22 protein-coding genes and 1 tRNA gene are annotated in these 23,033 nt (G+C 71.7%); 10 read left to right on the forward strand and 13 right to left on the reverse strand.

The annotated features are described in order from the left end of the window. Positions 1 to 203 precede the first annotated feature (203 nt). Both AC1PK7_RS02085 and AC1PK7_RS02090 read left to right on the forward strand, forming a co-directional pair. Positions 204 to 1,061: a PA4780 family RIO1-like protein kinase gene (locus tag AC1PK7_RS02085; protein WP_010341880.1), complete on the forward strand. Its 858-nt coding sequence runs from the start codon at positions 204 to 206 to the stop codon at positions 1,059 to 1,061. A gap of 268 nt (positions 1,062 to 1,329) precedes the next feature. Next, the gene (locus tag AC1PK7_RS02090; RefSeq protein ID WP_010341879.1) at positions 1,330 to 2,283 is read left to right on the forward strand and encodes an alpha/beta hydrolase; all 954 of its coding nucleotides are present in this window, start codon (positions 1,330 to 1,332) and stop codon (positions 2,281 to 2,283) included. Between the two features lie 342 nt (positions 2,284 to 2,625). Here the strand turns inward: AC1PK7_RS02090 and AC1PK7_RS02095 are convergent, their stop codons facing one another. The 3 genes from AC1PK7_RS02095 to AC1PK7_RS02105 all read right to left on the reverse strand — a co-directional run bounded on the left by AC1PK7_RS02095 (position 2,626) and on the right by AC1PK7_RS02105 (position 6,412). Then, positions 2,626 to 3,492: a nucleotidyltransferase domain-containing protein gene (locus tag AC1PK7_RS02095; RefSeq protein ID WP_420008708.1), complete on the reverse strand. Its 867-nt coding sequence runs from the start codon at positions 3,490 to 3,492 to the stop codon at positions 2,626 to 2,628. Further along, positions 3,492 to 5,381, reverse strand: coding sequence for a tRNA uridine-5-carboxymethylaminomethyl(34) synthesis enzyme MnmG (mnmG, locus tag AC1PK7_RS02100; protein ID WP_481099708.1), 1,890 nt, complete (start codon positions 5,379 to 5,381; stop codon positions 3,492 to 3,494). Before mnmG ends, AC1PK7_RS02095 begins: the two co-directional genes overlap by 1 nt. 509 nt (positions 5,382 to 5,890) lie before the next feature. Then, a complete protein-coding gene (locus AC1PK7_RS02105) occupies positions 5,891 to 6,412 on the reverse strand; it encodes a hypothetical protein (RefSeq protein ID WP_420008710.1) in 522 nt (173 codons plus the stop codon). 164 nt (positions 6,413 to 6,576) lie between these two features. On the opposite strand from AC1PK7_RS02105, the gene AC1PK7_RS02110 reads away from it, so the two are divergent. The 4 genes from AC1PK7_RS02110 (at position 6,577) to AC1PK7_RS02125 (ending at position 10,250) form a co-directional block, all read left to right on the forward strand. After that, complete coding sequence (locus tag AC1PK7_RS02110) at positions 6,577 to 7,536, forward strand: pyridoxal-phosphate dependent enzyme (RefSeq protein ID WP_481099709.1); 960 nt, start codon at positions 6,577 to 6,579, stop codon at positions 7,534 to 7,536. Then, positions 7,521 to 8,156 (forward strand): YdcF family protein, encoded by a 636-nt coding sequence (locus AC1PK7_RS02115; protein WP_420008712.1) that lies wholly within the window; start codon positions 7,521 to 7,523, stop codon positions 8,154 to 8,156. Before AC1PK7_RS02110 ends, AC1PK7_RS02115 begins: the two co-directional genes overlap by 16 nt. A 32-nt stretch (positions 8,157 to 8,188) precedes the next feature. Beyond that, positions 8,189 to 8,617 (forward strand): ketosteroid isomerase-related protein, encoded by a 429-nt coding sequence (locus AC1PK7_RS02120; protein WP_010341872.1) that lies wholly within the window; start codon positions 8,189 to 8,191, stop codon positions 8,615 to 8,617. A gap of 118 nt (positions 8,618 to 8,735) precedes the next feature. After that, a complete protein-coding gene (locus tag AC1PK7_RS02125; RefSeq protein WP_371184394.1) occupies positions 8,736 to 10,250 on the forward strand; it encodes an ArnT family glycosyltransferase in 1,515 nt (504 codons plus the stop codon). Here the strand turns inward: AC1PK7_RS02125 and bioC are convergent. The 6 genes from bioC to bioB all read right to left on the reverse strand — a co-directional run bounded on the left by bioC (position 10,218) and on the right by bioB (position 16,179). Next, entirely contained in the window at positions 10,218 to 11,108 is an 891-nt protein-coding gene (gene bioC, locus AC1PK7_RS02130) for a malonyl-ACP O-methyltransferase BioC (protein ID WP_481099710.1), read from the reverse strand. The two genes, AC1PK7_RS02125 and bioC, sit on opposite strands and share 33 nt — an antisense overlap. Positions 11,109 to 11,359: 251 nt before the next feature. After that, positions 11,360 to 12,142, reverse strand: coding sequence for an SDR family oxidoreductase (locus tag AC1PK7_RS02135; protein WP_152235892.1), 783 nt, complete (start codon positions 12,140 to 12,142; stop codon positions 11,360 to 11,362). 532 nt (positions 12,143 to 12,674) lie between these two features. Further along, on the reverse strand, positions 12,675 to 13,436 hold the full coding sequence (bioH, locus tag AC1PK7_RS02140) for a pimeloyl-ACP methyl ester esterase BioH (RefSeq protein ID WP_481099711.1): 762 nt from the start codon (positions 13,434 to 13,436) through the stop codon (positions 12,675 to 12,677). 49 nt (positions 13,437 to 13,485) lie between these two features. Next, on the reverse strand, positions 13,486 to 13,839 hold the full coding sequence (locus tag AC1PK7_RS02145; protein WP_481099712.1) for a DUF7079 family protein: 354 nt from the start codon (positions 13,837 to 13,839) through the stop codon (positions 13,486 to 13,488). Next, on the reverse strand, positions 13,836 to 15,041 hold the full coding sequence (gene bioF, locus AC1PK7_RS02150; protein WP_481099713.1) for an 8-amino-7-oxononanoate synthase: 1,206 nt from the start codon (positions 15,039 to 15,041) through the stop codon (positions 13,836 to 13,838). Before bioF ends, AC1PK7_RS02145 begins: the two co-directional genes overlap by 4 nt. 100 nt (positions 15,042 to 15,141) lie before the next feature. After that, positions 15,142 to 16,179 carry a biotin synthase BioB gene (gene bioB / locus AC1PK7_RS02155; RefSeq protein ID WP_420008719.1) on the reverse strand — a complete coding sequence of 346 codons (1,038 nt, stop codon included), beginning with the start codon at positions 16,177 to 16,179 and terminating at the stop codon, positions 15,142 to 15,144. Positions 16,180 to 16,228: 49 nt separating this feature from the next. On the opposite strand from bioB, the gene AC1PK7_RS02160 reads away from it, so the two are divergent. Further along, positions 16,229 to 16,960, forward strand: coding sequence for a double zinc ribbon domain-containing protein (locus AC1PK7_RS02160; RefSeq protein WP_481099714.1), 732 nt, complete (start codon positions 16,229 to 16,231; stop codon positions 16,958 to 16,960). Positions 16,961 to 17,076: 116 nt separating this feature from the next. Here AC1PK7_RS02160 and ubiA read toward each other — a convergent pair whose 3' ends face one another. Further along, a complete protein-coding gene (gene ubiA / locus AC1PK7_RS02165; RefSeq protein WP_481099715.1) occupies positions 17,077 to 17,979 on the reverse strand; it encodes a 4-hydroxybenzoate octaprenyltransferase in 903 nt (300 codons plus the stop codon). Between the two features lie 336 nt (positions 17,980 to 18,315). On the opposite strand from ubiA, the gene AC1PK7_RS02170 reads away from it, so the two are divergent. Both AC1PK7_RS02170 and AC1PK7_RS02175 read left to right on the forward strand, forming a co-directional pair. After that, positions 18,316 to 18,392, forward strand: a tRNA-Arg gene (locus AC1PK7_RS02170). A 240-nt stretch (positions 18,393 to 18,632) separates the two neighbouring features. Beyond that, entirely contained in the window at positions 18,633 to 19,475 is an 843-nt protein-coding gene (locus AC1PK7_RS02175; RefSeq protein ID WP_481099716.1) for an alpha/beta fold hydrolase, read from the forward strand. 78 nt (positions 19,476 to 19,553) lie between these two features. Here the strand turns inward: AC1PK7_RS02175 and AC1PK7_RS02180 are convergent, their stop codons facing one another. After that, on the reverse strand, positions 19,554 to 21,107 hold the full coding sequence (locus AC1PK7_RS02180; RefSeq protein WP_481099717.1) for a YifB family Mg chelatase-like AAA ATPase: 1,554 nt from the start codon (positions 21,105 to 21,107) through the stop codon (positions 19,554 to 19,556). Between the two features lie 13 nt (positions 21,108 to 21,120). Next, positions 21,121 to 21,390, reverse strand: a complete 270-nt coding sequence (gene ubiK / locus AC1PK7_RS02185; RefSeq protein ID WP_017908021.1) for a ubiquinone biosynthesis accessory factor UbiK — start codon at positions 21,388 to 21,390, stop codon at positions 21,121 to 21,123. Positions 21,391 to 21,566: 176 nt separating this feature from the next. On the opposite strand from ubiK, the gene AC1PK7_RS02190 reads away from it, so the two are divergent. After that, positions 21,567 to 21,905, forward strand: coding sequence for a P-II family nitrogen regulator (locus tag AC1PK7_RS02190; RefSeq protein ID WP_010341856.1), 339 nt, complete (start codon positions 21,567 to 21,569; stop codon positions 21,903 to 21,905). A gap of 159 nt (positions 21,906 to 22,064) precedes the next feature. Here the strand turns inward: AC1PK7_RS02190 and AC1PK7_RS02195 are convergent, their stop codons facing one another. Further along, a complete protein-coding gene (locus AC1PK7_RS02195; protein ID WP_481099718.1) occupies positions 22,065 to 22,796 on the reverse strand; it encodes a hypothetical protein in 732 nt (243 codons plus the stop codon). Between the last annotated feature and the right edge of the window lie 237 nt (positions 22,797 to 23,033).

A 23,033-nucleotide genomic window follows, 5' to 3' on the forward strand; every position in this document is an offset into this window, starting at 1 on the left:
GAACGCGGCGATGCACCCCGGCGGACGTCGTAGACAAATGCCGGATGCCGCCGCGCCGCCGATCGTTCGTCGCACACGCCGCAGGCCGCGCCGGACGCCTCTTCAGCGCATTGGCGACACCCTCGACGCCACAGCGGCATGCCGGGCACTGCACCAGGCTTGGGCCATAATCGCGGCGACTCACTCCAGGTATGCCGCACCCGATGAAGATTCCCCCGAGCCTGCAGCCGCTGATCGACGATGGCGTCATCGACGGCGTGCTGCGCCCGCTCAAGAGCGGCAAGGAGGCCGCGGTCTACGTGGTCCAGGCCGGCGACGACGTGCTCTGCGCCAAGGTCTACAAGGACATGGCACAGCGCAGTTTCCAGGCGCGCGTGCAGTACCAGGAAGGGCGCAAGGTGCGCGGCAGCCGCCAGGCGCGGGCGATCGGCAAGGCCAGCAAGTTCGGCCGCCGCGAGCAGGAAGCGGCGTGGAAGGACACCGAGGCCAACACCCTGTACCAGCTGGTGGACGCCGGCGTGCACGTGCCGCAACCGCGCGGCTACTTCCACGGCGTGCTGCTGATGGACCTGGTCACCGACGCCGATGGGCAGAGCGCGCCGCGGCTCAGCGAAGTCGAACTGGAGCCGGCGCAGGCGCAGGCCTTCCACGCGCAACTGGTCGGCGACGTGGTCAGGATGCTGTGCCTGGGCCTGGTCCACGGCGACCTGTCCGAATACAACGTGCTGGTCGGCGCCGATGGTCCGGTGGTGATCGACTTCCCGCAGGTGGTCAGCGCCGCCGGCAACAACGCCGCCCGCAGCATGCTGCTGCGCGACGTGCATAACCTGCGCGACTGCCTGGGCCGCTTCGCGCCCGAGCTCAATGCCACCCACTACGGCGAGGAGATGTGGGCGCTGTACGAGAAGGGCACGCTGCGCCCGGACAGCGTGCTCACCGGCCGCTTCACCTTCGACAGCCGTCGCGCCGACGTGCGCGCCGTGCGCGCCTCGATCGAGGACGCGCGGCAGGAAGCCATCATCCGCCAGCAGGGCCGCGAAGCCGCCGCGCAGGACGACTGAGCCGCGTTCCGCCACGCAGCGCGCAAGTCCATGCTGCGCCGCAATGTGGCGGCACCGCGTGCGCGCCCGCCGCCAGCGTGTGCCCCAAGCCGCGCAATGCCTCGCCACGCCTGCATCGCACGCGCATCCGCGCCGCGACGATCGGCCGCCTGTCGCTGATCCGCCGCTGGCGCGCACGGGCGTCCCGGTTCGCTTATTTGCGAAAATGGTTATTGAAAATAACAATCTGCCCGACGCCGCTTGCGTAGCCGCCCCGGGAGGGCCACCCATGTATTTCGATCCAGACGTCGTGCGTTTCTTCGCCCAGGCCCAGCAGTCCGGGCAGCCGCCGATGGAGGAACTGCCCTTGCCCCAGGCGCGGGCGATGATGCGCGGCGTCGCCGCGCAGTTCGGTTTCCCGCGCGTGGAGATGGCCGAGCTGCGCGACCTGCAGGCACCGGGCCCGGCCGCCCCGATTCCGCTACGCCTGTACCGCCCGCACGGCCTCGACACGGGGCCGGCGCCGACCTGCCTCTACGCGCACGGCGGCGGTGGCGTGGTCGGCGACCTCGATTCGCACGACGACGTGTGCAGGCAACTGGCTGCGCGTGCCGGTTGCCAGGTGCTGGCGGTGGACTACCGGCTGGCGCCCGAGCATCCGGCGCCGGCTGCTATCGAGGACGTGATCGCGGTGGTGCAGTGGCTGGCCGCGCACCCAGGCGAGGTCGGCGCCGATCCGCAGCGCTTGGCCATCGCCGGCGACAGCATGGGCGGCGCCCTGGCGGCCAGCGCCGCAGTGGCCGCACGCGATGCCGGCATCGCCCTGCGCTGCCAGATCCTGATCTATCCGCTGACCAACCTGCGTGCGGACAATCCCTTCCCCTCGCGCGTGCACAACGCCGGCATCCCGCCGTTGACCGAAGCGGCGATGCGCTTCTTCGACCGTCAGTACCTGCCCGACCCGTCGCTGGGGTCGGACTGGCGCATCTCGCCGGTGGTCGCGCCGGACGTGGCCGGCGTCGCCCCGGCGCTGGTGGTGCTCGCCGAGCGCGACGCGCTGCACGACGAAGGCCTGCACTACGCGCAGCGCCTGCGCGAGGCCGGCGTGGAAACCCTGGTGCGCGTCCACCCCGGCATGATCCACGGCTTCATCAACATGGGCAGCGTGATGCGCGTGGCCGGCGAAACCCTGGACCTGGCCGCGCTGCTGCTGCGCCAGCGGCTGCTGCCGGTGGCCACGTAGGACTGAGCCTCACCGCAGCGCGTACCACCTCCCGGCAATCGCCGCCGGTGCTGGCACGCGCTGCCTCGCCTGGAGCCATGTGCCAGTCGCGCGGATGCGTCGGCTTCCGTAGTCAAAGCCCCTCTCCCCCCGGGAGAGGGGTTGGGGTGAGGGTCCGGGAGCGCAGCGCCGCTCCGGACCTTAGTGCACCATCCGTACCCTCATCCGCCCCTTCGGGGCACCTTCTCCCGAGGGGAGAAGGGAAAAACAAAGGAGCGGCTGGCCGCTTGGTGACATCGGCAGCCCGCAGCGCGGATGCCGTTGATTTGCACGGTGACGCGCGGCCGGTCTGCCGCGCCGCACTCAGCGCGGAGTGATGCCCAGCAGTTGCCGGAACGCCTCGTCCAGCTCGCGCTGGTCGCCGCTGCCCGCCGGCAGCGGCGGTGCGCTGGCCTCCATCCGCTGCAACTCCGCGTCCAGGAAATCGCTGATCGCCGGAATCCGCGGGCCGTCCTCGACCTCGGCCGATGCGCGTTTCTTGTCCAGCAAGGCGTCGATCGCCTCGCGCAGGGCACCGGACGGAACCAGGGCATCCAGCAGGGAGGCGAAGGCCATCGGCGGCATGCCGTGCCCACGTTCGATCCATTGGCAGGCCAGCACGGGCCGCAACACGTAAAGGTACTTCTTGGTGCGGATGCGCTCGCCGCGCAGATAGCCGCGGTAGTTGCCCTTGGCCATGCTGAAGTAATGCCACCAGGTCGCCAGCGGCGAATAGAAGCGTTCGGCCATCTCCCGCAGCGTCGCCACGGCCGCGGCGTCCTGCCGGTACACCACCGGCGACTGCAGCCACTCCAGCAAGGTCGGGTTGGATTTGGACACCAAGCGCAAGGCCTTGCGCAGGTCCCAACCGCTGACATCCAGGTCGCTGTCGATCGGCAGCTCGATCACGTCGCGCTGTGGCTCGCCCGGCCCGGTCCGTTCGTTGACGGTGAGGTACCAGTCCGGCTGATGCACATAGACGAAGCGCGCGTCGTAGTCGCTGTCGGGCGAGGAAAAGCCCCAGCCGCGGCTGCCGGATTCGCAGGCCAGCAGGATGCGGACATCGTGGCGCTGTTCGATGTCCTGCAGCGCGGTGAGCACGGCAGCGCGCTTGTCGGCGGCGATCGGGTGGATCGCCATGTCGGGCGAGGCGGAGGGCGCGGGCGCTGCAACGTCGATCGAAGGCGCCATCACGCCACCCGGCTACGCCGCGCGCGTTCCAGATGCACCAGCAGCAGCGAGATCGCCGCCGGGGTCATGCCGGGGATGCGCTGCGCCTGGCCCACGGTCTGCGGGCGCACGCGCTCGAGCTTCTGCTGCACTTCGGCCGACAGCCCGCGCACCTGCGCGTAGTCGAAGGCGGCCGGGATCGGGGTGTCCTCGTGGCGCTGCTGGCGCGCGATCTCCTCGCGCTGGCGGTCCAGGTAGCCGGCGTACTTGATGCCGATCTCCACCTGTTCGGCCACCTGCGCGTCGGCCACGCCGGGACCCAGCGACGGCACCCGCATCAGCGCGGCGTAGTCCAGCTCCGGGCGCTTGATCAGGTCCAGCACGGTGGTCTCGCGGCTCACCGCCACGCCCAGCGTCGCCGCGACCTCGCGGCCCAGCGCGTTGCCCGGCGTGGCCCACAGCGCACGCAGACGCTCGTTCTCGCGCGCCACCGCCTCCTGCTTGGCCTGGAACCGCGCCCAGCGCGCTTCGTCGACGATGCCCAGGTCGTGGCCGATGCCGGTCAGGCGCGCGTCGGCGTTGTCCTCGCGCAACTGCAGCCGGTATTCGGCGCGGCTGGTGAACATGCGGTACGGCTCGCTGGTGCCATGGGTGATCAGGTCGTCGATCAGCACGCCGATGTAGGCCTGGTCGCGACGCGGCGACCACGGCTCCAGACCGCGCACCTGGCGCGCGGCGTTGAGGCCGGCGATCAGGCCCTGCGCGGCGGCTTCCTCGTAGCCGGTGGTGCCGTTGATCTGCCCGGCGAAGAACAGCCCGGGCATGGCCTTGGTCTCCAGCGAGGCCTTGAGCCCGCGCGGGTCGAAGAAGTCGTATTCGATGGCGTAGCCGGGGCGGGTGATGTGCGCGCGCTCGAAGCCGCGGATCGAGCGCACCAGCTCCAGTTGCACATCGAACGGCAGCGAGGTGGAGATGCCGTTGGGATAGATCTCGACCACGTCCAGGCCTTCCGGCTCGACGAAGATCTGGTGGCTGGCCTTCTCGGCGAAGCGCACGACCTTGTCCTCGATCGAGGGGCAGTAGCGCGGGCCGATGCCTTCGATCTGGCCGGTGTACAGCGGCGAGCGGTCCAGCGCACCGCGGATGATGGCGTGGGTGCGCTCGGTGGTGTGGGTGATCCAGCACGAGACTTGGCGCGGGTGCTGCGCCACCTCGCCCAGGAACGACATCACCGGCAGCGGATCGTCGCCGGGCTGTTCCTCCATCGCCGCGTAGTCCAGGCTGCGCCCGTCGATGCGCGGCGGGGTGCCGGTCTTGAGCCGGTCCACGCCGAAGCGGCCGTCGCGCAGCGCCTGCGCCAGCGCGGTGGCCGGCGGATCGCCGGCGCGGCCGCCGGCGTACTGGGTCTGGCCGATGTGGATCTTGCCGGCCAGGAAGGTGCCGGCGGTCAACACCACCGCGGCCGCCTCGAAACGCAGCCCGGTCTGGGTCAGCACGCCGCGCACGCGCTCGCCGTCCATCACCAGGTCGTCCACCGCGGCCTGGAACACGGTCAGGTTCGGCTGCGCCTCGACCAGGCGCCGGATCGCGCTGCGGTACAGGCTGCGGTCGGCCTGGCAGCGGGTCGCGCGCACCGCCGGGCCCTTGGACGCGTTGAGGGTGCGCCATTGGATGCCGGCCAGATCCGCGGCCTGGGCCATCGCCCCGCCCAGCGCGTCGATCTCCTTGACCAGGTGGCCCTTGCCGATGCCGCCGATGGCCGGGTTGCAGCTCATCGCCCCCACCGTCTCCACGTTGTGGGTCAGCAGCAGGGTGCGGGCGCCGGCGCGCGCGGACGCCAGCGCCGCCTCGGTGCCGGCATGGCCGCCGCCGATCACGATCACGTCATGGCGGTAGAAAGAGTCGCTCATCGGGGTCTCGTCGGCCGGCGCGGGGCCGGCGGCAGGGGGCGGCAAGGCGGGTCGCCCAGGGTGTGAACAGGAATTTTAGCGGTTGCATCACAAATTGCAGATCCGGGCCTCAAGTTGGCACGCAATCTGCAGATATTCCTACTGCACCCAACGTGGCAATGCGTCAGGGGCGTATGACTGGAATTGGAACAGGGGCCAGTCACGCGCACGTTGGGGGAGCTGGGGGCCGGTAGTCGGGGGACTACCGGCCCTTTTTTATGCCCGTTTTTCGCCGGTCGCCGGCGCCGCGCCAGCAATGACAAGGGCCCAACGCGAAAAGCCCCGGCGGACCGGGGCTTTTCGTTGTGAGGCGCCGACGCCCGACAGGGCCGGAACAGGGGGGATCCAGATTTCCCTGTCGGACATCGACATAGACGGTGGGGTCAACCCCTTCGGGTCATAAAGCGACGCAGGCGGTCACCCCGTAGGACGTAGATTGCGTGCTGGGACAGGCGAACGCAAGCCCTTTCTCAGGGCTCGAGTGTGCGACGTGTCCCATTGCTGCGTCCCATATTGCCGGGGCGCGGTGCGGGCGGCCGCTGGACCCCCTCGGGCCGCTGCATCGCCGGGCGCGGCGGCTGCATCGACTGCGGCCGCGGCGTCGAATTGAGCGCGTCCGGACGGCGCAGGCGGTCCAGGTTGCGCCAGGGCGACGGCACCCGGCCGCCGACGCTGGGCGGCGGCGGCGGCGGTGCCGAACCGCCGTCGTCCGGCCGCGGACGCGGCGGCGGGCGGTGGCGCGGGCCGTCGTAGCCGCGATAGTAGTAGTAAGGCACCCCGTACCCGTAGTAGCCGTAGTAGGCCGGGCCGTAACCGTAGTAGGGCACGGCGCCGTACGGCGAGTAGTACTCGGAGTAACCGGGCGGATAGCGGTATTCGACCGAGGGCGCGCCGCGGTAGTAGCCACCGTCGCCGCCTCCGGCGTAGTCGTAGGTGGCACAGCCGCCCAGTGCGGCCAGCAGTCCAGCGGCGCAGATCAGGCGCAGTTTCATGACGTTTGCCCTCCAGCAGGCTGGCTGACAGGTTCGGTCCGTTGCATTGAATCCCCCCTTAACTTCCCGCGATGCACTTGAACGCTTAAGTCGCGCGCAACGGCGGCGAACCTGCGCCGGTTGCGGACGCTGCAGTTTGGCGACGATACGCTACCCTTTCGCGCATGGTCTCACGTTTTCTGCCCGAGTTCGGCGACGTCCTGGCGGCCGCCGCACGCATTGCCGCGCATGCGCGGCCGACCCCGGTGCTGCGTTCGCGGGCGCTGGATGCCGCCACCGGCGCGCAGCTGTACTTCAAGGCCGAACACCTGCAGCGCGGCGGCGCGTTCAAGTTCCGCGGCGCCTGCAACGCGGTGTGGGCGCTGGATCCGGAACAGGTGGCCCGCGGGGTGGTCACCCACTCCTCGGGCAACCATGGCGCGGCCCTGGCCTTGGCTGCGCGTACCCGCGGCATCGGCTGCCATGTGGTGGTGCCGGAAGGCGCGGTCGCCGCCAAGCTCGCCAATATCGCCCGCCATGGCGCCACCCTGTGGCGCTGCGCGCCGAGCATCGCCGCACGCGAGGCGCTGTGCGCGCAGGTGCAGCACGACACCGGCGCGACCCTGGTGCATCCCTATGCCGATCCGGCGGTGATCGCCGGGCAGGGCACCGCCGCGCTGGAACTGCTGGACGCCAGCGGCGGGCTGGACCTGCTGGTGGTGCCGGTGGGCGGCGGCGGCCTGGCCGCGGGCAGCCGCCTGGCCCTGTCGGCGCAGGCGCCGCAGGCGCAACTGTTGCTGGCCGAGCCGGCCGGCGCCGCCGACACCGCGCGCTCGCTGGCCGCCGGCGAGCGCCGCCTGGACATGGTCCCGGATACCGTGTGCGACGGCCTGCGTGGCAGCCTGGGCGAGCCGAACTTCGCCCTGCTGCACGGCCAGGCCGAGGTGCTGGTGGTGGAGGACGCGGCCACCGTGGCGGCGATGCGGCTGCTGTGGCAGGTGCTCAAGCAGGTGGTGGAGCCGTCCTCGGCGATCGCCCTGGCGGCGGTGCTGGCGCAGCCGGCGCGCTTCGCCGGGCGCCGGGTGGGGGTGATCCTGTCCGGCGGCAACGTCGACCTGGACGCCCTGCCGTGGGGCGCGGCATGAGCGCGCGGCGCGGGTCCCGCTGGCTGCGCTGGCTGGTGCGCCTGGCGGCGCTGCTGGGGCTGTGGCTGCTGGGCGTGGCGATCTACATCGTCTGGGTCGGCGACCGCGACCAGGCGGCGCCGGCGGACGCGATCATCGTGCTCGGCGCCGCGGCCTACGACGCCAAGCCCTCGCCGGTGTTCGAGGAGCGCATCCGCCACGGCCTGGACCTGTACCAGCGCGGCTACGCGCCGACCCTGATCTTCACCGGCGGCTTCGGCAACGGCGCGCGCTTCGCCGAGTCGCAGGTGGCCCGGCGCTATGCGCTGCGCCACGACGTGCCGGCCGACGCGATCCTGATCGAGACGGTCTCGCGCACCACCCGGCAGAACCTGATCGAGGCGCGCCGGCTGATGCGCGAGCACGGCCTGCACCGGGCCATCGTGGTCAGCGATCCGCTGCACATGGCGCGGGCGCTGCGGCTGTGCGAGGAGCTGCAGATCGACGCGCTGGCCTCGTCGACGCCGAGTAGCCGCTTCCGCAGCTTCCAGACCCGCTGGCGCTTCCTGCTGCAGGAGCTGTACTTCTTCCATCGCGACCTGCTGGAGCGGGGCGTCGAGCACGGCGGCGAGACCGTATGATGGGGCCTTTCCCCGGCCGGAGGGCGGCAGCCATGAGCAACCACGGAGTTCCTGCGCAGGACCAGGCCATCGCCCTGGTCCAGGCCTATTACGCGGCGTTCAACCGCGGCGACTGGGACGGCATGCTGGGCATGCTCAGCGACGACGTCGCCCATGATCTCAACCAGGGCGCGCGCGAGACCGGCAAGGACGCGTTCGCCGCCTTCCTGCAGCGCATGAACGCCAGCTACCGCGAGCAGCTGCACGACATCGTGGTGCTGGCCGCGCAGGACGGCCGCCGCGCCGCCGCCGAGTACGTGGTGCATGGCGAATACCACCACACCGACACCGGCCTGCCGGAGGCGCGCGGCCAGCGCTACGTGCTGCCGGGCGGGGCGTTCTTCGACATCCGCGACGGCAGGATCGCCCGGGTGAGCAACTACTACAACCTGGAAGACTGGATCGCGCAGGTCTCCGCCTGAGCCGCGCGCCGGCCTGAGGCCGGGCGCGTTCGGCGCTGTCGCAAAACTGTCCGCCGGCCGTCATCTGCGGCCGCAGGCGCGGTGACTATGGTCGCCGCGTCGACCGAGAGGACTGCCGATGCGCGCGCTGCTTCGTTCCCCGGCCGTCGCGGTGGCGCTGCTGGCCTGCACGCTCGCGCTGGCCCTGCTCGGCGCCCGCGGCATCTGGGATGCCGACGAGGGCCGCTACTCCAATGTCGCGCTGAACATGCTGCACAGTGGCGACTGGCTCACGCCCCGGCGCAGCGAGGACGTGGCGCACTGGACCAAGCCGCCGCTGACCTACTGGGCGATCGCCGCCAGCGTCGCCGCGTTCGGGCCGTCGCCGTGGGCGGCGCGGTTGCCGTCGGCGCTGTCCTACCTGCTGTGCGTGCTGCTGGTGTGGCGCCTGGCCGCGCGGCTGTTTCCCGAACGCCCTGAGCTGCCGGCGCAGGCGGCGCTGCTGTACGCGACCATGCTGGCGCCGTTCGGCGCGGCGCAATGGATTTCCACCGACTTCCTGCTCGCCGCCTGCGAGACCCTGGCGGTGTGGGCCTTCGTCGAAGCGCGGGCGCATCCGCCCGGACAGGGCAAGCGCTGGATCGCGGCGATGTGGGCCGGCTTCGCCCTGGCGTTCATGACCAAGGGGCCGCCGGGCCTGCTGCCGTTGCCGGCGCTGCTGCTGTTCAACGCGGTGACGCCGGGGCCGCCGCGGCGCGCGCTGCAGCTCTCCGGCATCACGCTGTTCGTGGTGCTGGCGCTGCCCTGGTACCTGGCGGTGATCCACGGCCATCCGGGATTGCTGCAGTACTTCGTCGGCGACGAGGTGGTCAAGCGCGTGGCCAGCGACGCGTTCGGGCGCAACGCGCAGTGGTACGGCTGGGCGGTGGCGTATGCGCCGATCCTGGTCCTGGGCACGCTGCCGTGGACGCCGGCGCTGGCGCGCTGGGCCTGGCAGTTGCCGCGGCAGCTGCGGCAGTGGTGGCGCACGCCGGCGCTGCGCCTGCAGCAGGCTGCGCCGCTGCTGCTGACCCTGTGGCTGCTGCTGCCGCTGCTGGTGCTGTGCCTGTCGCGCTCGCGGCTGCCGCTGTACGTGCTGCCGCTGTTCGTGCCGCTGGCGTTGCTGGCGGCGTGGCAGCGCGCGCAGGAGGGGCGCGCGCCGTGGCGCTGGCCGTGGCTGCTGGGCTGGTGCGGGTTGCTGCTGGCGCTCGAACTGGCCGTGGCGCTGCTGCCCACGCACAAGGATGCCGGCGCCTGGGCGCAGGCGATCGCGCAGCGTGCCGGCGCGCCGGTGCGCGAGGTGGTGTTCGTCGAGGACATGGCGCGCTACGGCCTGCGCCTGGAACTGGGCGCGCAGGTGCGCAAGATCCGCCTAGAGCCGTTGCAGGACACGCCGCGTTTCGGCCCCGAATACGACGCCGATCTGCTCACGGTATTGCGGCAGCCCCGCGCCGGGCGCGTGTGGGTGTGCAAGCAGGACGTCTGGCCGCAGGTCGCCGCGCGCCTCGCGGCGCAGGGCGCGCAGGCGCAGGTGTTGGGAACGCCGTATCAGGGCCGGGTGCTGTTCCGGGTGCGGCCCGACTCAGTCGCCGCGGCGGCGGATCGGGATCGCTGACAGCGGCACCGCGGCGATCTCGCCGCCGCCCTCGCGGATCGGTGCGCCCGGCGGCGGTGCCCAGGCGTGTGCGTAGATCACTTCCCAGGTGCTGGGCAGGGTGCCGTCGGCGCCACGCAGCGGCTCGTAGGCGGCAGTGGCGGCGGCGAACCGGCCGCGCCCGGTGAGGGTGTGGCGGCGCGCCTGCAGCGCGTTGGTGGCGCCGATCGCGCGCAGTTCGCGCATCAGCGCGGGCAGGTCCGGATAGGTCAGGTTGAACACGTCGCGGTCCAGCACCGGATCGCGGAAGCCGGACAGCATCAGCGCATCGCCGAACTGCGCGATCGGCGCGAAGCGGCTCACGTGCGGCGTGGTCCGGTCGGCCTGGGCAAAAGCCTCGCGCAGCTCGATCAGGGTGTCCGGACCGAAGCTGGAACACAGCAGCAGGCCGCCGGGGCGCAGCACGCGGCGGAACCCGGCGAACACCGCCGGCAGGTCCTCGACCCACTGCAGGCACAGATTGCTGAAGATCACATCGACGCTGTACTCGGCCAGCGGCAGCGCGCGCGCGTCGGCGCAGACGCGGCCGAACGGCTTCCACCAGCCGGCCTGGCGCTTGGCCTGCTGCAGCATCGGCAGGGCCTGGTCGAGCGCGATCACCTGCGCGCGCGGCCAGCGCTTCTTCATCGCCGCCGCGGCGTGCGCTGGGCCGCTGCCCACGTCCAGCACCACCTGCGGCACGCGGTCGCCGAGGTAATCCAGCGATTCCAGCAAGCGCCCCTGCACCTCGCGCTGCAGCGCCGCGGCGGCGTCGTAACTGGCGGCCGCACGCGCGAACGCGCGGCGGATGTGCTGGGAATCGAACGCGGAAGGATCCATCCGCGCATTATCGCCGCCGCCGTCGCGCCGCGGCCAGGGGTGGCGCGGATCACCGCGTTGCGCACTTCGCGCCGATCCAGCGGCGCGAAAGCCGCTACGTCCTCCCGATGCCGAATCCAGCCGGTTCCTTATCGCCGCCTTTCCCTCGCGGCCAGCGTGGTCCGCAGATCATCATGTTCAGCACCTCGCACCGACCAGGCGGCGCGACCGCGGCTGTGCATCCCCACTCCCGAATCCCCAATTCCGGCTCTTCAGAATGTCCCCGGATAGCTGCCGCCATCCAGCAACAGGTTCTGCCCGCTCAGATACCCGGCCTGCGCGCTGCACAGGAAGGCGCAGGCCGCGCCGAACTCTTCCGCGGTACCGAAGCGCCCGGCCGGGATCTGCCGGCGCTTGCGTTCGGCCAGGTCGGCGGGGTCGATGCCCTCGCGCTGCGCGGCGTGGGCGATGTTGCCACGCAGGCGGTCGGTGTCGAACTGCCCCGGCAGCAGGTTGTTGATGGTGACGTTGTGCGCCACCGTGCGTCGCGCCAGCCCGGCGACGAAGCCGGTAAGGCCCGCCCGTGCGCCGTTGGACAGGCCCAGGCTGTCGATCGGCGCCTTCACCGCGGCGGAGGTGATGTTGACGATGCGGCCGAAGCCGCGCGCCTGCATCGCATCGACGGTGGCGCGGATCAGTGCGATCGGCGCCAGCATGTTGGCGTCGAGCGCGCGCAGCCAGTCCTCGCGTTCCCAGTCGCGAAAATCGCCCGGCGGCGGCCCGCCGGCATTGTTGATCAGGATGTCGACCTGCGGGCAGGCGGCCAGTGCGGCGGCGCGTCCGGCCTCGGTGGCGATGTCCGCGGCCACCGCGACCACCTCGCCACCGCCGTCGAGCGCGCGCAACTGCGTCGCGGCCGCATCGAGCCCGGCCTGGCCGCGCGCCACGATCGCCACGTGCACGCCCTCGCGCGCCAAGGCCTGCGCGCAACCCAGTCCCAGCCCCTTGCTCGCGGCGCACACCAGCGCCCACTTGCCGGCGATTCCCAGGTCCATGCTTGCACTCCGGTTCGATGGAGCCGCGATGATCGGACATCGGCCCGGTGGCGGCCAGCGTCACATCGCGACGTTGAGGACACGGAGTACGCACGGCAGGTGCAGGAGCGGCTTCGCTGCGCAGCGTTTTGCTGCCATGCGTCGCGACTGAAGTCGTTCCCACGGGGGTGGCCGGCATCCTTGTGGGAGGGACTTCAGTCCCGACGACGGAGGCTGTCAGTCCGCTTTCGGCGTCGCTTGTCGCGGCTGCATGACAGTTGAGTTCCGCGGTGCAGCCGCTTGCGTGTTTCTGACGTCGGCGCGGGTCGCGTGATGCAATGTGGGAGTCAACTGTCATGCAGCGCGCGACGCGCGAAATGGTGCGCGCTTTCCGATGGCGCAATGCGTTGGGACTGAAGTCCCTCCCACAGTGCGCCCGGCGGGCTCGCCGCAAGCGCCTGTAGGAGCGGCTTCAGCCGCGACCGATGAAGCAGGCGTGTCGCGGCTGAAGCCGCTCCTACGACAGCATCGTGGAACGCGCGCCGCGACGCCGCTAGTCCAGCGTTGCCAGGAATCCGCGCAGTGCTTCGGCCACGGTGTCGGCATGACCGAGGAACGGGGCGTGGCCGCCGCCGGCGACGATCAGTGCGCGCGCGTTCGGCGCCAGCGCCGCGGCGGCCTCCATGCCCGCGGGCGGGACCAGGCGGTCGCGCTGGCCGCCGATCCACAGGCTGGGCACGCGCAGGCCGGGCAGGGCGCGGCGCAGGTCGGTGCGTTCCAGCAGGGTCAGGCCGTCCTGCAGCACGTGTGGATCGGGTGCGCCGCGGGCGTCGAGCGCTTCGCGCAGGGTGCGCAGTTCGGCGCGGGCATGCGCCGAGCCGAGCGTGTCCAGCGCCAGGAAGCGATCGAGGGTGCCGCGGTAGTCCTCGGCCAGATCGCGGCCGAACTGGGCGAACACCTGCGGTTCCACGGCGTGCGGCCAATCGCTGCCGCGCACGAAGCGCGGCGTCGCCGCGAGCATCGCCAGCCCGCGCACCTGCGGTTGCGTGGCGGCGGCGTGCAGCGCGAACAGCCCGCCCAGCGACCAGCCCAGCCACACCGCCGGCGGCGTGGCCGCGGCGATCGCGCTGACCACGTGCGGCAGTGCCAGCGGCGTGTCGTCACCGCGGCTGTGGCCGTGCCCGGGCAGGTCCACCAGGTGCAGGCGGTACTGCGCCGACAGGCGCTCGACCAATGGCGCGAAGATGCCGCCGTTCAACGCCCAGCCGTGCAGCAGGACCAGATTGGGGCCCTGCCCCAGGGTGTCGATATGCATCGTCGTCTATCGTCGCGAAGGAACAGGAAAGGCCGCGTCGGCCACCGCGTCAGTGCGAAGCGCGTTGCGCCAGCACCTGTGGCAGCAGCAGGCGCCACTGTCGGCGCGGGTAGTCGCGGGTGCACCAGGCGGATACGCGATGCGCACCGCGACGCTGCTCGATCGCCGCGCTCAGCCAGTCGCCGTCGATGCCTTGCCAGGCGCCGGCCGGCGTCAGCAGGTTCGGCGCCAGCCGCGAATGTACGTCCTCGCGCAGCATCTGCCACAGCGTGTCGGTGGCGAACGGCGAGGCGGCGAGTACCGCGGCGATCTGCGCATGCCGCGCGTCGACCGCATCGTCCAGATACAGCTCGGCCAGCGCGTCCCACACCGCGCGTCGCGCGGCGAGGTCGGTTGCGCTCACGCCGGCACGCCGGGCGGATGCGCGGCCACGCGATCGCGCGCCAGCGCCAGTGCGTCCAGCAGCGCCTGCACCTGCGCCGGCGTGTGCAGTGCCGACAGGGTCACCCGCAGCCGCGACTTGCCTTCCGGCACGGTCGGCGGACGGATCGCCGAGACCAGGTAGCCGGCCTGTTCCAGCGCCGCCGACCATGCCAGCGCGGTGCGCTCCTCGCCGCACAGCAGCGGCTGGATCGGCGTGTCCGAGGCCATCAGTTCCAGGCCATGGCGACGCGCGCCGCCGCGGAACAGGGCGATCAGTTCGACCAGGCGTTCGCGCCGCCACTGGTCGCGCCGTGCCAGCTTGACCGCCGCCAACGAGGCCGCGGCCTGCGCCGGCGGCAGCGCGGTGGTGTACAGATACGGCCGCGCGGTTTCGGCCAGGTGCCGGATCAGCGTGGCATCGCCGACCACCGCCGCGCCGTAGCCGCCGAGCGCCTTGCCCAGGGTCGCCAGTTGCAGCGGAACGTCGTCGACACCCAGGCCGGCCTCGGCGACGCTGCCGCGCCCCTGCGGGCCGACCACGCCGACGCCGTGCGCATCGTCCACGTACAGCAGCGCCTGTTGCGTGCGCGCCACCAGCGCCAGCGAGCGCAGCGGAGCGACGTCGCCGTCCATGCTGAACACACCATCGGTGGCCAGCATCGCCGCACCGTCGGCGGCGTGCTTGAGCTGGCGCATCGCGCCTTCGGCATCCAGGTGCGGATAGCGGCGCAGGCGGCAGCCGGCCAGGCGGCTGGCGTCGAGCAGGCTGGCGTGGTTGAGCCGGTCCTGCACGCACACGTCCTCTTCCTCGCTCAGCAGCGCCTGCTGCACCGCCAGGTTGGCGATGAAGCCGCTGCCGAACAGCAGCGCCTGCGGATAGCCGAGCCAGTCGGCGATCTCGTGTTCCAGCGCCTCGTGCAGCGCGTGGTGGCCGCACACCAGGTGCGAGGCGGTGGCGCCGGCGCCCTCGCGCGCGGCCGCGTCCTGCAGGGCCGCGACCACTTCGAACTGCTGCGCCAGGCCCAGGTAGTCGTTGCTGCAGAAGCCGGTCAGCCAGCGGCCGTCGACTTCCAGGCGCACGCCGTCGCGGCGGCCGACGCTGCGGCGCACGCGCAGGCGCCCCTGCGCTTCGCGCAAGGCGCGCGCGGACTGGATGCGGTCGTGCAGGTCGGGACGGGCCATGGGCGCGGGACGGGCATCTGGCGGGCTAGCGTAGCGCGTCCCCGGCCAAGCCGGACGCCGCCGGCGATGGACGGCCGGATCGGCGGACGGACGCGCGGCGTCAGACCAGGGCGGCGGCGATCGCCGGCGGGGTGGTGATGTCGGCGTGCACGGTGCCGGGATGGTCGTGCGCATCGGCATCCACCATCACCTGCATCGGCCGCAGCCCCAGCCGCGCGAACAGCGCCTGGTCGCGTTCGGTGTCCGGGTTGCCGGTGGTCAGCAGCTTCTCGCCGTAGAAGATCGAGTTGGCACCGGCGCAGAAGCACAGCGCCTGCAGTTCGTCGCTCATGCTTTCGCGCCCGGCCGACAGCCGCACCATCGCCCGCGGCATCGCGATGCGGGCGACGGCGATCGTGCGCACGAACTCGAACGGATCCAGCTCGACCGTGCCGTGTAGCGGCGTGCCGGCGACCTGCACTAGGCGGTTGATCGGCACCGAATCCGGATGCACCGGCAGGTTGGCCAGCGCCTGCAGCAGGCCGGCGCGCTGGTCGCGCGACTCGCCCATGCCGACGATGCCGCCGCAGCAGGTCTTCAGGCCGGCGTCGCGCACGTGGGTCAGCGTGTCCAGGCGGTCCTGGTACTGGCGGGTGTGGATGATCGAATCGTAGAAATCCGGTGCGGTGTCCAGATTGTGGTTGTAGTAGTCCAGCCCGGCGGACTTCAGTGCCTGCGCCTGCGCGCCGTCGAGCATGCCCAGGGTGGCGCAGGTTTCCAGGCCCAGCGCCTTCACCTCGCGGATCATCTCCGCCACCTTCGGGATGTCGCGGTCCTTGGGCGAGCGCCAGGCCGCGCCCATGCAAAACCGTGACGCGCCGGCGGCCTTGGCCTGGCGCGCCTTGTCCAGCACCGCCTCGGTGCTCATCAGCTTCTGCGCCTCCACGCCGGTGGCGTAGCGCTGCGCCTGCGGGCAGTACGCGCAGTCCTCCGGGCAACCGCCGGTCTTCACCGACAGCAGCGTGGACACCTGCACCTGCGCCGGGTCGAAGTGTTCGCGGTGCACCGCGGCGGCGCGGTGCAGCAGTTCCGGGAACGGCAGATCGAACAGGGCGAGCAATTCCTGGCGTTGCCAGTCGTGTCGGACGACAGCGGACATGGGGGTTTCCTGACGGTCAGCGGCTGGGAAAGCGGGCAGTCTGGTAAGCATGCAACGTCCTGTCAACTTCACGATGGCTGTTTTGGTTGACGGTGGCTGGCGCTGGCTGCAGCGCCGCCTGCTGCCGGAACGCTGCCTGGCCTGCGGGGAGCCCGGCGTGCCGGGTCTTGACCTGTGCGCGGCCTGTGTCGCTGGCGTGCCCTGGAATGCGGCGGCCTGTTGCCGCTGCGCGCTGCCGTTGCCGGCGCTGGATGCCGAGCAGGTCTGCGGCGCGTGCCAGCGTCGGCCGCCGTTGCTGGAGCGGGTGGCCAGCGCTTGCGTGTATGCGGCGCCGGTCGATGGCCTGTTGCGCCGCTTCAAGTTCCACCAGGACCTGGCCGCCGGGCGTCTGCTCGCCGCGCTGCTGCAGGCACGCTGCGCGACGTTGCCGCGGCCGCAGGCGCTGCTGCCGGTGCCGCTGCATCCGGCCCGGCTGCGCCAGCGCGGCTACGACCAGGCGCTGGAACTGGCGCGGCCACTGGCGCGCGCGCTGGCGCTGCCGCTGTGCCTGGAGCTGCAGCGGGTGCGGGCGACCGCGGCGCAATCCGAACTGGACGCCCGCGCACGCCGGTGCAATCTGCGTGGCGCGTTCGCGGTGCCGGATTCGGCAGTATTGCCGGCACATGTGGCGCTGATCGATGACGTGATGACCACCGGCGCGACCCTGCACGCCGCGGCAAAGGCGCTTCGCCGCGCCGGTGTGGAACGGGTCGATGCCTGGGTGGTGGCGCGGGTGCCGTGAGCGCTGCACCGGCTGTGCCTGCACTGCGTTGTGGACCTGGACCCGTGGCTATCGCGTGGCCTGTGGCCACGGCGTTGTTGCGTGCCGACGAAGCGCGCTGCCGAACCGCGTCCGTGTCAGCCGGCGCGCAACGCCAACGCTGCGGCAATGCCGGCGAAGATCGCCAGGCCGACCCAGTTGTTGTGCAGGAAGGCGCGGAAGCACGCGGCACGTTCGCGGTGCCGGGCCATGCGGAACTCGGCGGCGACCAGCAGCGCCGCCACGCCCAGCCCGGCCCAGTACCACACGCCCAGGTCCGCGCGGTGGCCGACGAAGGCGAGGGCGACGATCATCAGCGCGTACAGCACGCCCTGGATGACCAGGTCCAGTTCGCCGAACAGGATCGCGGTGGACTTGGAGCCGGCGCGCAGGTCGTCTTCGCGATCGACCATCGCATACCAGGTGTCGTAGGCGGTGGCCCACAGGATATTGACCGCGTACAGCAGCCAGCCCAGCGCAGGCACCTCGCCGCGCACCGCGGCGAAGGCCATCGGGATGCCCCAGCCGAAGGCCATGCCCAGGTAGACCTGCGGCAGGTAGGTGTAGCGCTTGAGGTAGGGATAGCTGGCGGCCAGGAACAGCCCGACCACGCTCAGGCCGATGGTCAGCGCGTTCATCGTCAGCACCAGTGCGAACGCGACCAGCATCAGCACCGCGAACACCGCCAGCGCCTCGCGGCCGCTGACCGCACCGGTGGCCAGCGGCCGGCTGCGGGTACGCTCGACCTGCGGGTCCAGCCAGCGGTCGGCGTAGTCGTTGATCACGCAGCCGGCCGAGCGGGTCAGCCAGACCCCGGCGGTGAACACGAACAGGGTCCACAGCGGCGGTACCCCGTCGGCAGCCAGCCACAGCGCCCACCAGGTCGGCCACAGCAGCAGCAGCACGCCGATCGGCCGGTCGCCGCGCAGCAGTTTCCAGTACTGGCCCAGGCGCGCGCGCGGCGGCAGCGCGGCAGGCGTTTCGTAGCGTTCGTAACCCATCGTGCAAGGGTAGCAGCCGGGTGGTGTGGGCGGCAGCACGCGGTGCCGTGGCTGCCTGCGCAGCTCGTCGGGCGGCTGTGAGGCCGCGAGGGGCGGGCATGGCGGGTGGAGGTGCGGACGGCGTGCCGGGCGGGCTGTTCTGCGCGGCCTGCAGAAGCGCCGGGAAACGAATCGGGCAGGCCCGGTTCGGTCGGCATCGGCGTCGCTGGCACGTCCGGCGCGAACGGGGTTGGAGCGGTGGCTGCGGATGCCGCACGCCCGTCGGCGCCCGGCTGTGGCCGGTATCGCCGATGGGGGAGACGCGGCCGACGAATGTCGTTAGAATGCGCGTCCGTTGCGCCCGTAGCTCAGCCGGATAGAGTAGTGGCTTCCGAAGCCATTGGTCGGGGGTTCGAATCCCTCCGGGCGCGCCATCCAGTCCTGCCCCTGCGTCCTTCGCATCGCCTTTTCCGACGAGCGCGTGCTCGGTCAACAGGCCCGCAGGCGCCGCAGCGCGCATGCCGGCGACGCGGCTATCGTATGCGCATGCCAGCGCTCATCGTTCCCATTCCTGCTCTTGTGCCTGCCCATCCTGCCGCCTGTTGCGCCGCAGATGCCGGCATCGTCGGCCCGTGCCTGCGCATCCGGCGCACCGCGCAGGTTTGCGCTCTGACATGACCATTCCGCGTACCGTCAGTCCGCGCACCGCGTTGCCCAAGCCCGCGGTGCGCAGGTTGGGTGCGGACGATGCGCTGGCCTATCTGCGGGTAGGCGAGGGCGCACCAGTGTTTCTGGTGCACGGGGCGCTGTGCGACTACCGCTACTGGGCGCCGCAGGTGCGCGGACTGGCCGACCGCTTCCAGCTCAGCGCGCTGAGCCTGGGCCAGTACTACCCGCGGCTGCCGTCGGCGTCGCGGCATGCATTCGGCTGGCGCTGGCATGCGCAGCAGCTCGCCGCCTTCATCGCCGAGGAGGCGCGGCCGGTGCACCTGGTCGGCCATTCTCGCGGCGCGGCCGTCGCCTGGCAGGCGGCATTGCTGCGTCCGGACGCCATCGCCAGCCTGACCCTGTTCGATCCCGGCGGCCCGCAACCGCAGGGCCTGCCGGCCGCGGTGCAGGCGGTCCGCGCGCAGGCGATCGCGTTGCTGCAGGGCGGCCAGGTCGAGGCCGGCCTGGAATGCTTCGTCGATTCGGTCAGCCAGCCCGGCGCCTGGGCGCGCAGCAGCGCGAGCTTCCGGCAGATGGTGCGCGACAACGCGCAGACCCTGGTGCCGCAGATCGCCGACGCGCTGCCGGCGTACCGGCCCGAGCAGGCTGCTGCTCTGGCGATGCCGGTGTTGCTGGTCGCCGGCGAACGCAGCCCGGCGCAGTACCGCGACAACGCCGCCGCGCTGGCGACCTGGCTGCCGCACGCGCGCCATGAGGTGCTGGCCGGCGCGTCGCATGGCATGACCTTCACCCATGCCAGGCGGTGCAATGCCTTGCTTGCCGAGTGGGTGGACGCTGCCAGTGGGTAGGCGTGTATGGCAGGAGATGCGCTCGTCCATCGCTGCCGGGTGCCGAAGAGCGGGACACACTGGCCCGCTGCGGCGTCTTCAACCGACCAGGCGGCGAGCCCCGGGTGACGTCGGACCCACGGCGCTCGCCGCCGGCTCGCCACGATCCAACTGCCGGTAGGCGATGGCCTCGGTCAGGTGCGCGGTGGCGATCGCGTCGCTGGCGTCCAGGTCGGCGATGGTGCGGGCCACGCGCAGGATCCGGTGCAGCGAGCGTGCCGACAGCCGCAGGCGCTCGATGGCCTGTTCCAGCAGCGCCTCGTCTCGCGGTTGCAGGCGGCAGTCGCGCAGGGTTTCGCTGTGGCCGAGCTGGCCGTTGGGCCGGCCGGCGCGGGCCTGCTGGCGTTGTCGCGCCTGTTCCACGCGTTCGCGCACGGCGGCACTGGACTCGCCTGGCGGCGCATCGGCGCGCAACGCCTGTGGCGGCAGCCGCGGCACTTCCACGTGCAGGTCGATGCGGTCCAGCAGTGGCCCGGAGATGCGTGCGCGATAGCGCCGCACCGCGTCCTCGCTGCAGCGACAGCGGCCGCTGGAGTCGCCGGCCCAGCCGCAGGGGCAGGGATTCATCGCCGCCACCAACTGGAAGCGCGCGGGAAACTCGGCGCTGCGCGCCGCGCGCGACACGGTCACCTGGCCCGACTCCAGTGGCTCGCGCAGCACTTCCAGCGCATGCCGGTTCCACTCGGGCAGCTCGTCCAGGAACAGCACGCCATGGTGCGCGAGCGAGATCTCGCCAGGACGCGGATGGCTGCCGCCACCGACCAGGGACACCGCGCTGGCGGTGTGGTGCGGTGCGCGGTACGGGCGTTGCCGCCAGCGTGCCGGATCCACGCCGCGGCCGCTGACCGAGGCGATGGCCGCGCTCTCCAGTGCCTCGGCTTCGCTGGCGGCGGGCAGGATCCCGGGCAGGCGCGAGGCCAGCAGGGTCTTGCCGCAGCCGGGACTGCCGATCAGCAGGAGGTGGTGATGTCCGGCCGCGGCGATCTCCAGCGCGCGCCGCGCCTGCGCCTGACCGCGCACGTCGCTCAGGTCGGGAAAGGGCACGGCGACCGCCGGCGGCGCCGTCGCCGCCGGCAGGGTCTTGCTGCCGTTGAGCAATCCGCAGACTTCCAGCAGGGTGCGCGCGGTGAAGGCCTGCACGTGTTGCGCCAGCGCGGCCTCGGCGCCGTTGTCGGCCGGCACGATCAGGGTGCGCCCGGCCTGGGCGGCGGCCAGCGCGGCCGGCAGGACCCCGTCGACCGGACGCAGTTCGCCGGTCAGGGCCAGTTCGCCGAGGAATTCGTACTGGCCGAGCACCTGCGGGTCGAGCTGGCCGGCGGCGGCGAGGATGCCCAGCGCGATCGGCAGATCGAAGCGGCCGCCCTCCTTGGGAAGGTCCGCCGGCGCCAGGTTGACGGTGATCCGCCGTGCCGGGAATTCGTACTGCGCACAGAGCAGGGCGGCGCGGACCCGGTCGCGCGACTCGCGCACCGCCGCCTCGGGCAGGCCGACGATCTGGGTGGCCGGCAGGCCGCCGGAGAGATGGACTTCGACCCGAACCGGAGGCGCGAGCACCCCCGCGCGGGCACGGCTGTGCACCAGCGCCAGGCTCATGGTGGCGGGTGGATCAGGCGGTGGGGCTGGGCGACTGCCCGCTGCGTGCCGCTTCCAGCGCGGCGACGCTGCGCTCCAGCGCTTCGAGCTTCTCGCGGGTGCGCAGAAGCACCGCGCGCTGCACTTCGAACTCCTCGCGGGTGACCAGGTCGAGCTTGCCCAGCCCGGCCTGCAGCGCGCTCTTGAAGGTGCTCTGCAGTTCGTCGCGGGATTGGCGCAGGCCCGGCGGCACCAGGTCGCTGAGGCGGCGGGCGAGGTCGTCGAGATGGTTGAGGTCGATCATGGCTGTGCTCCGGCAGGTGGCGTCAGAGTGCGGTACCCGGCAGGTCGGGACCATCGGGATCGGACGCGGCGCGCTGTCGGAAAATTCCGGCGTTGGGGGCGCGCGGCCATTGAACCCGACGGCCGGGAATCGCGCAACCGCGCTATCCTGACGCCATTGTGATTGGAGAACGCCGCATGAAGATGATCATGGCCGTGATCAAGCCGTTCAAGCTCGACGACGTGCGCGAAGCGCTCGCCGCGCAGGGCGTGGCCGGCATCACCGTCACCGAAGTCAAGGGCTTCGGCCGGCAGAAGGGCCACACCGAGCTGTACCGCGGCGCCGAGTACGTGGTCGATTTCCTGCCCAAGGTGAAGCTGGAAGTGGCGGTCAGCGAGGACCAGGTGGAGCGCGTGGTCGAAGCCATCGTCAAGGCCGCCGCCACCGGCAAGATCGGCGACGGCAAGGTGTTCGTCTACGACCTGGGCACGGTGGTGCGGATCCGCACCGGCGAACTGGACGCGGACGCGCTGTAACGCAGTCACCGCGCCTGCATCGCCGTGGCATGGATGGTGTCGTGTAGGAGCGGCTTCAGCCGCGATGGGTGTTCCCGATAGAACCTGTCGTGGTTGAAGCCGCCCCTACAGGCTGGCGGGCCAGCCGGATGGGCCGCCCACGCTGCGCCATGCGCCGGCTCAGACGCCGCCGTAGCCGCGGCCAAGGGTGAGCCAGAACGCCGCCACCACCAGCACCGCCACAATGACCGTGGCGCGGCTGGACGGTAGCTGCAGCGGCGCGCGCGACCGGCGCGACAACGCAATAACCACCAGGCCGATCGGTGCCAACAGGCCTTCCTGCGCCGCCTCGCGCAATGCCGGCAGCACCGGCCCGGCATGAAACAGCACGCTCACGCAGGCCACCGTGCCGGCAGTGGCGTAGGCCGCCAGCATTGGCCTGCCTTTCGGCAGCCACGGGGCGATGGCGCGCAGCACCTGCAGATACAGCCAGGCACCGGCCAGTCCCATCCCCAGCCGCCAGGCCCAGGCCGGCGGCAGGGCGAGATCGCGCAGAACGAAGGCGAGGTCGCCGTCATCGGTGATCGCGGAGAACAGCAGATAGCCGGCGCCCCACAGTCCGTTGAAGGCGGCGATCAGCGCGAGCGCCAGGCGCGGCATGTCCGCGCGACGGCGGTGTGCCGCCAGGATGCACACTGCGGCCACGCACAGATTCGCCAGCGGCCCGGCGGCATCGACGAAGGGGCGCCCAGGCTGGCAGCGGAAGTACACCGACGTGAGCCAGCGGACGGTGCCGCCGCTGCCCAGGCAGGCCAGGCCATGGCCCACCGCTTCGTGGGCGACGCAGGCGACGACGAAGCCGAACGCGGCCAGCGCGCACAGGGTCCACGGCGACGTCGTCTGGGAGCGCATGGCAGGCTCGCGGTTTGTGCGATGGAGGCCGGCGCATCGTCGCACGCGCGGGCCATGGCGTGCGGCATCGTTTGGCGCCCACAGCGCGCGATCGCGGCAACCGGCGAGGCGATGCCATGCGCGATGCAGCGCGCCTGTCTATGCGCATGCGCACGCGTTTGGGGCTGGCCTTGCCGAGGACCCCGACAGCGCTCCGCGGCATCGACGCACGTCATGCGCGCGCCGATGCCGACGGAT

The organism is Xanthomonas sp. NCPPB 3174 (assembly GCF_056725205.1).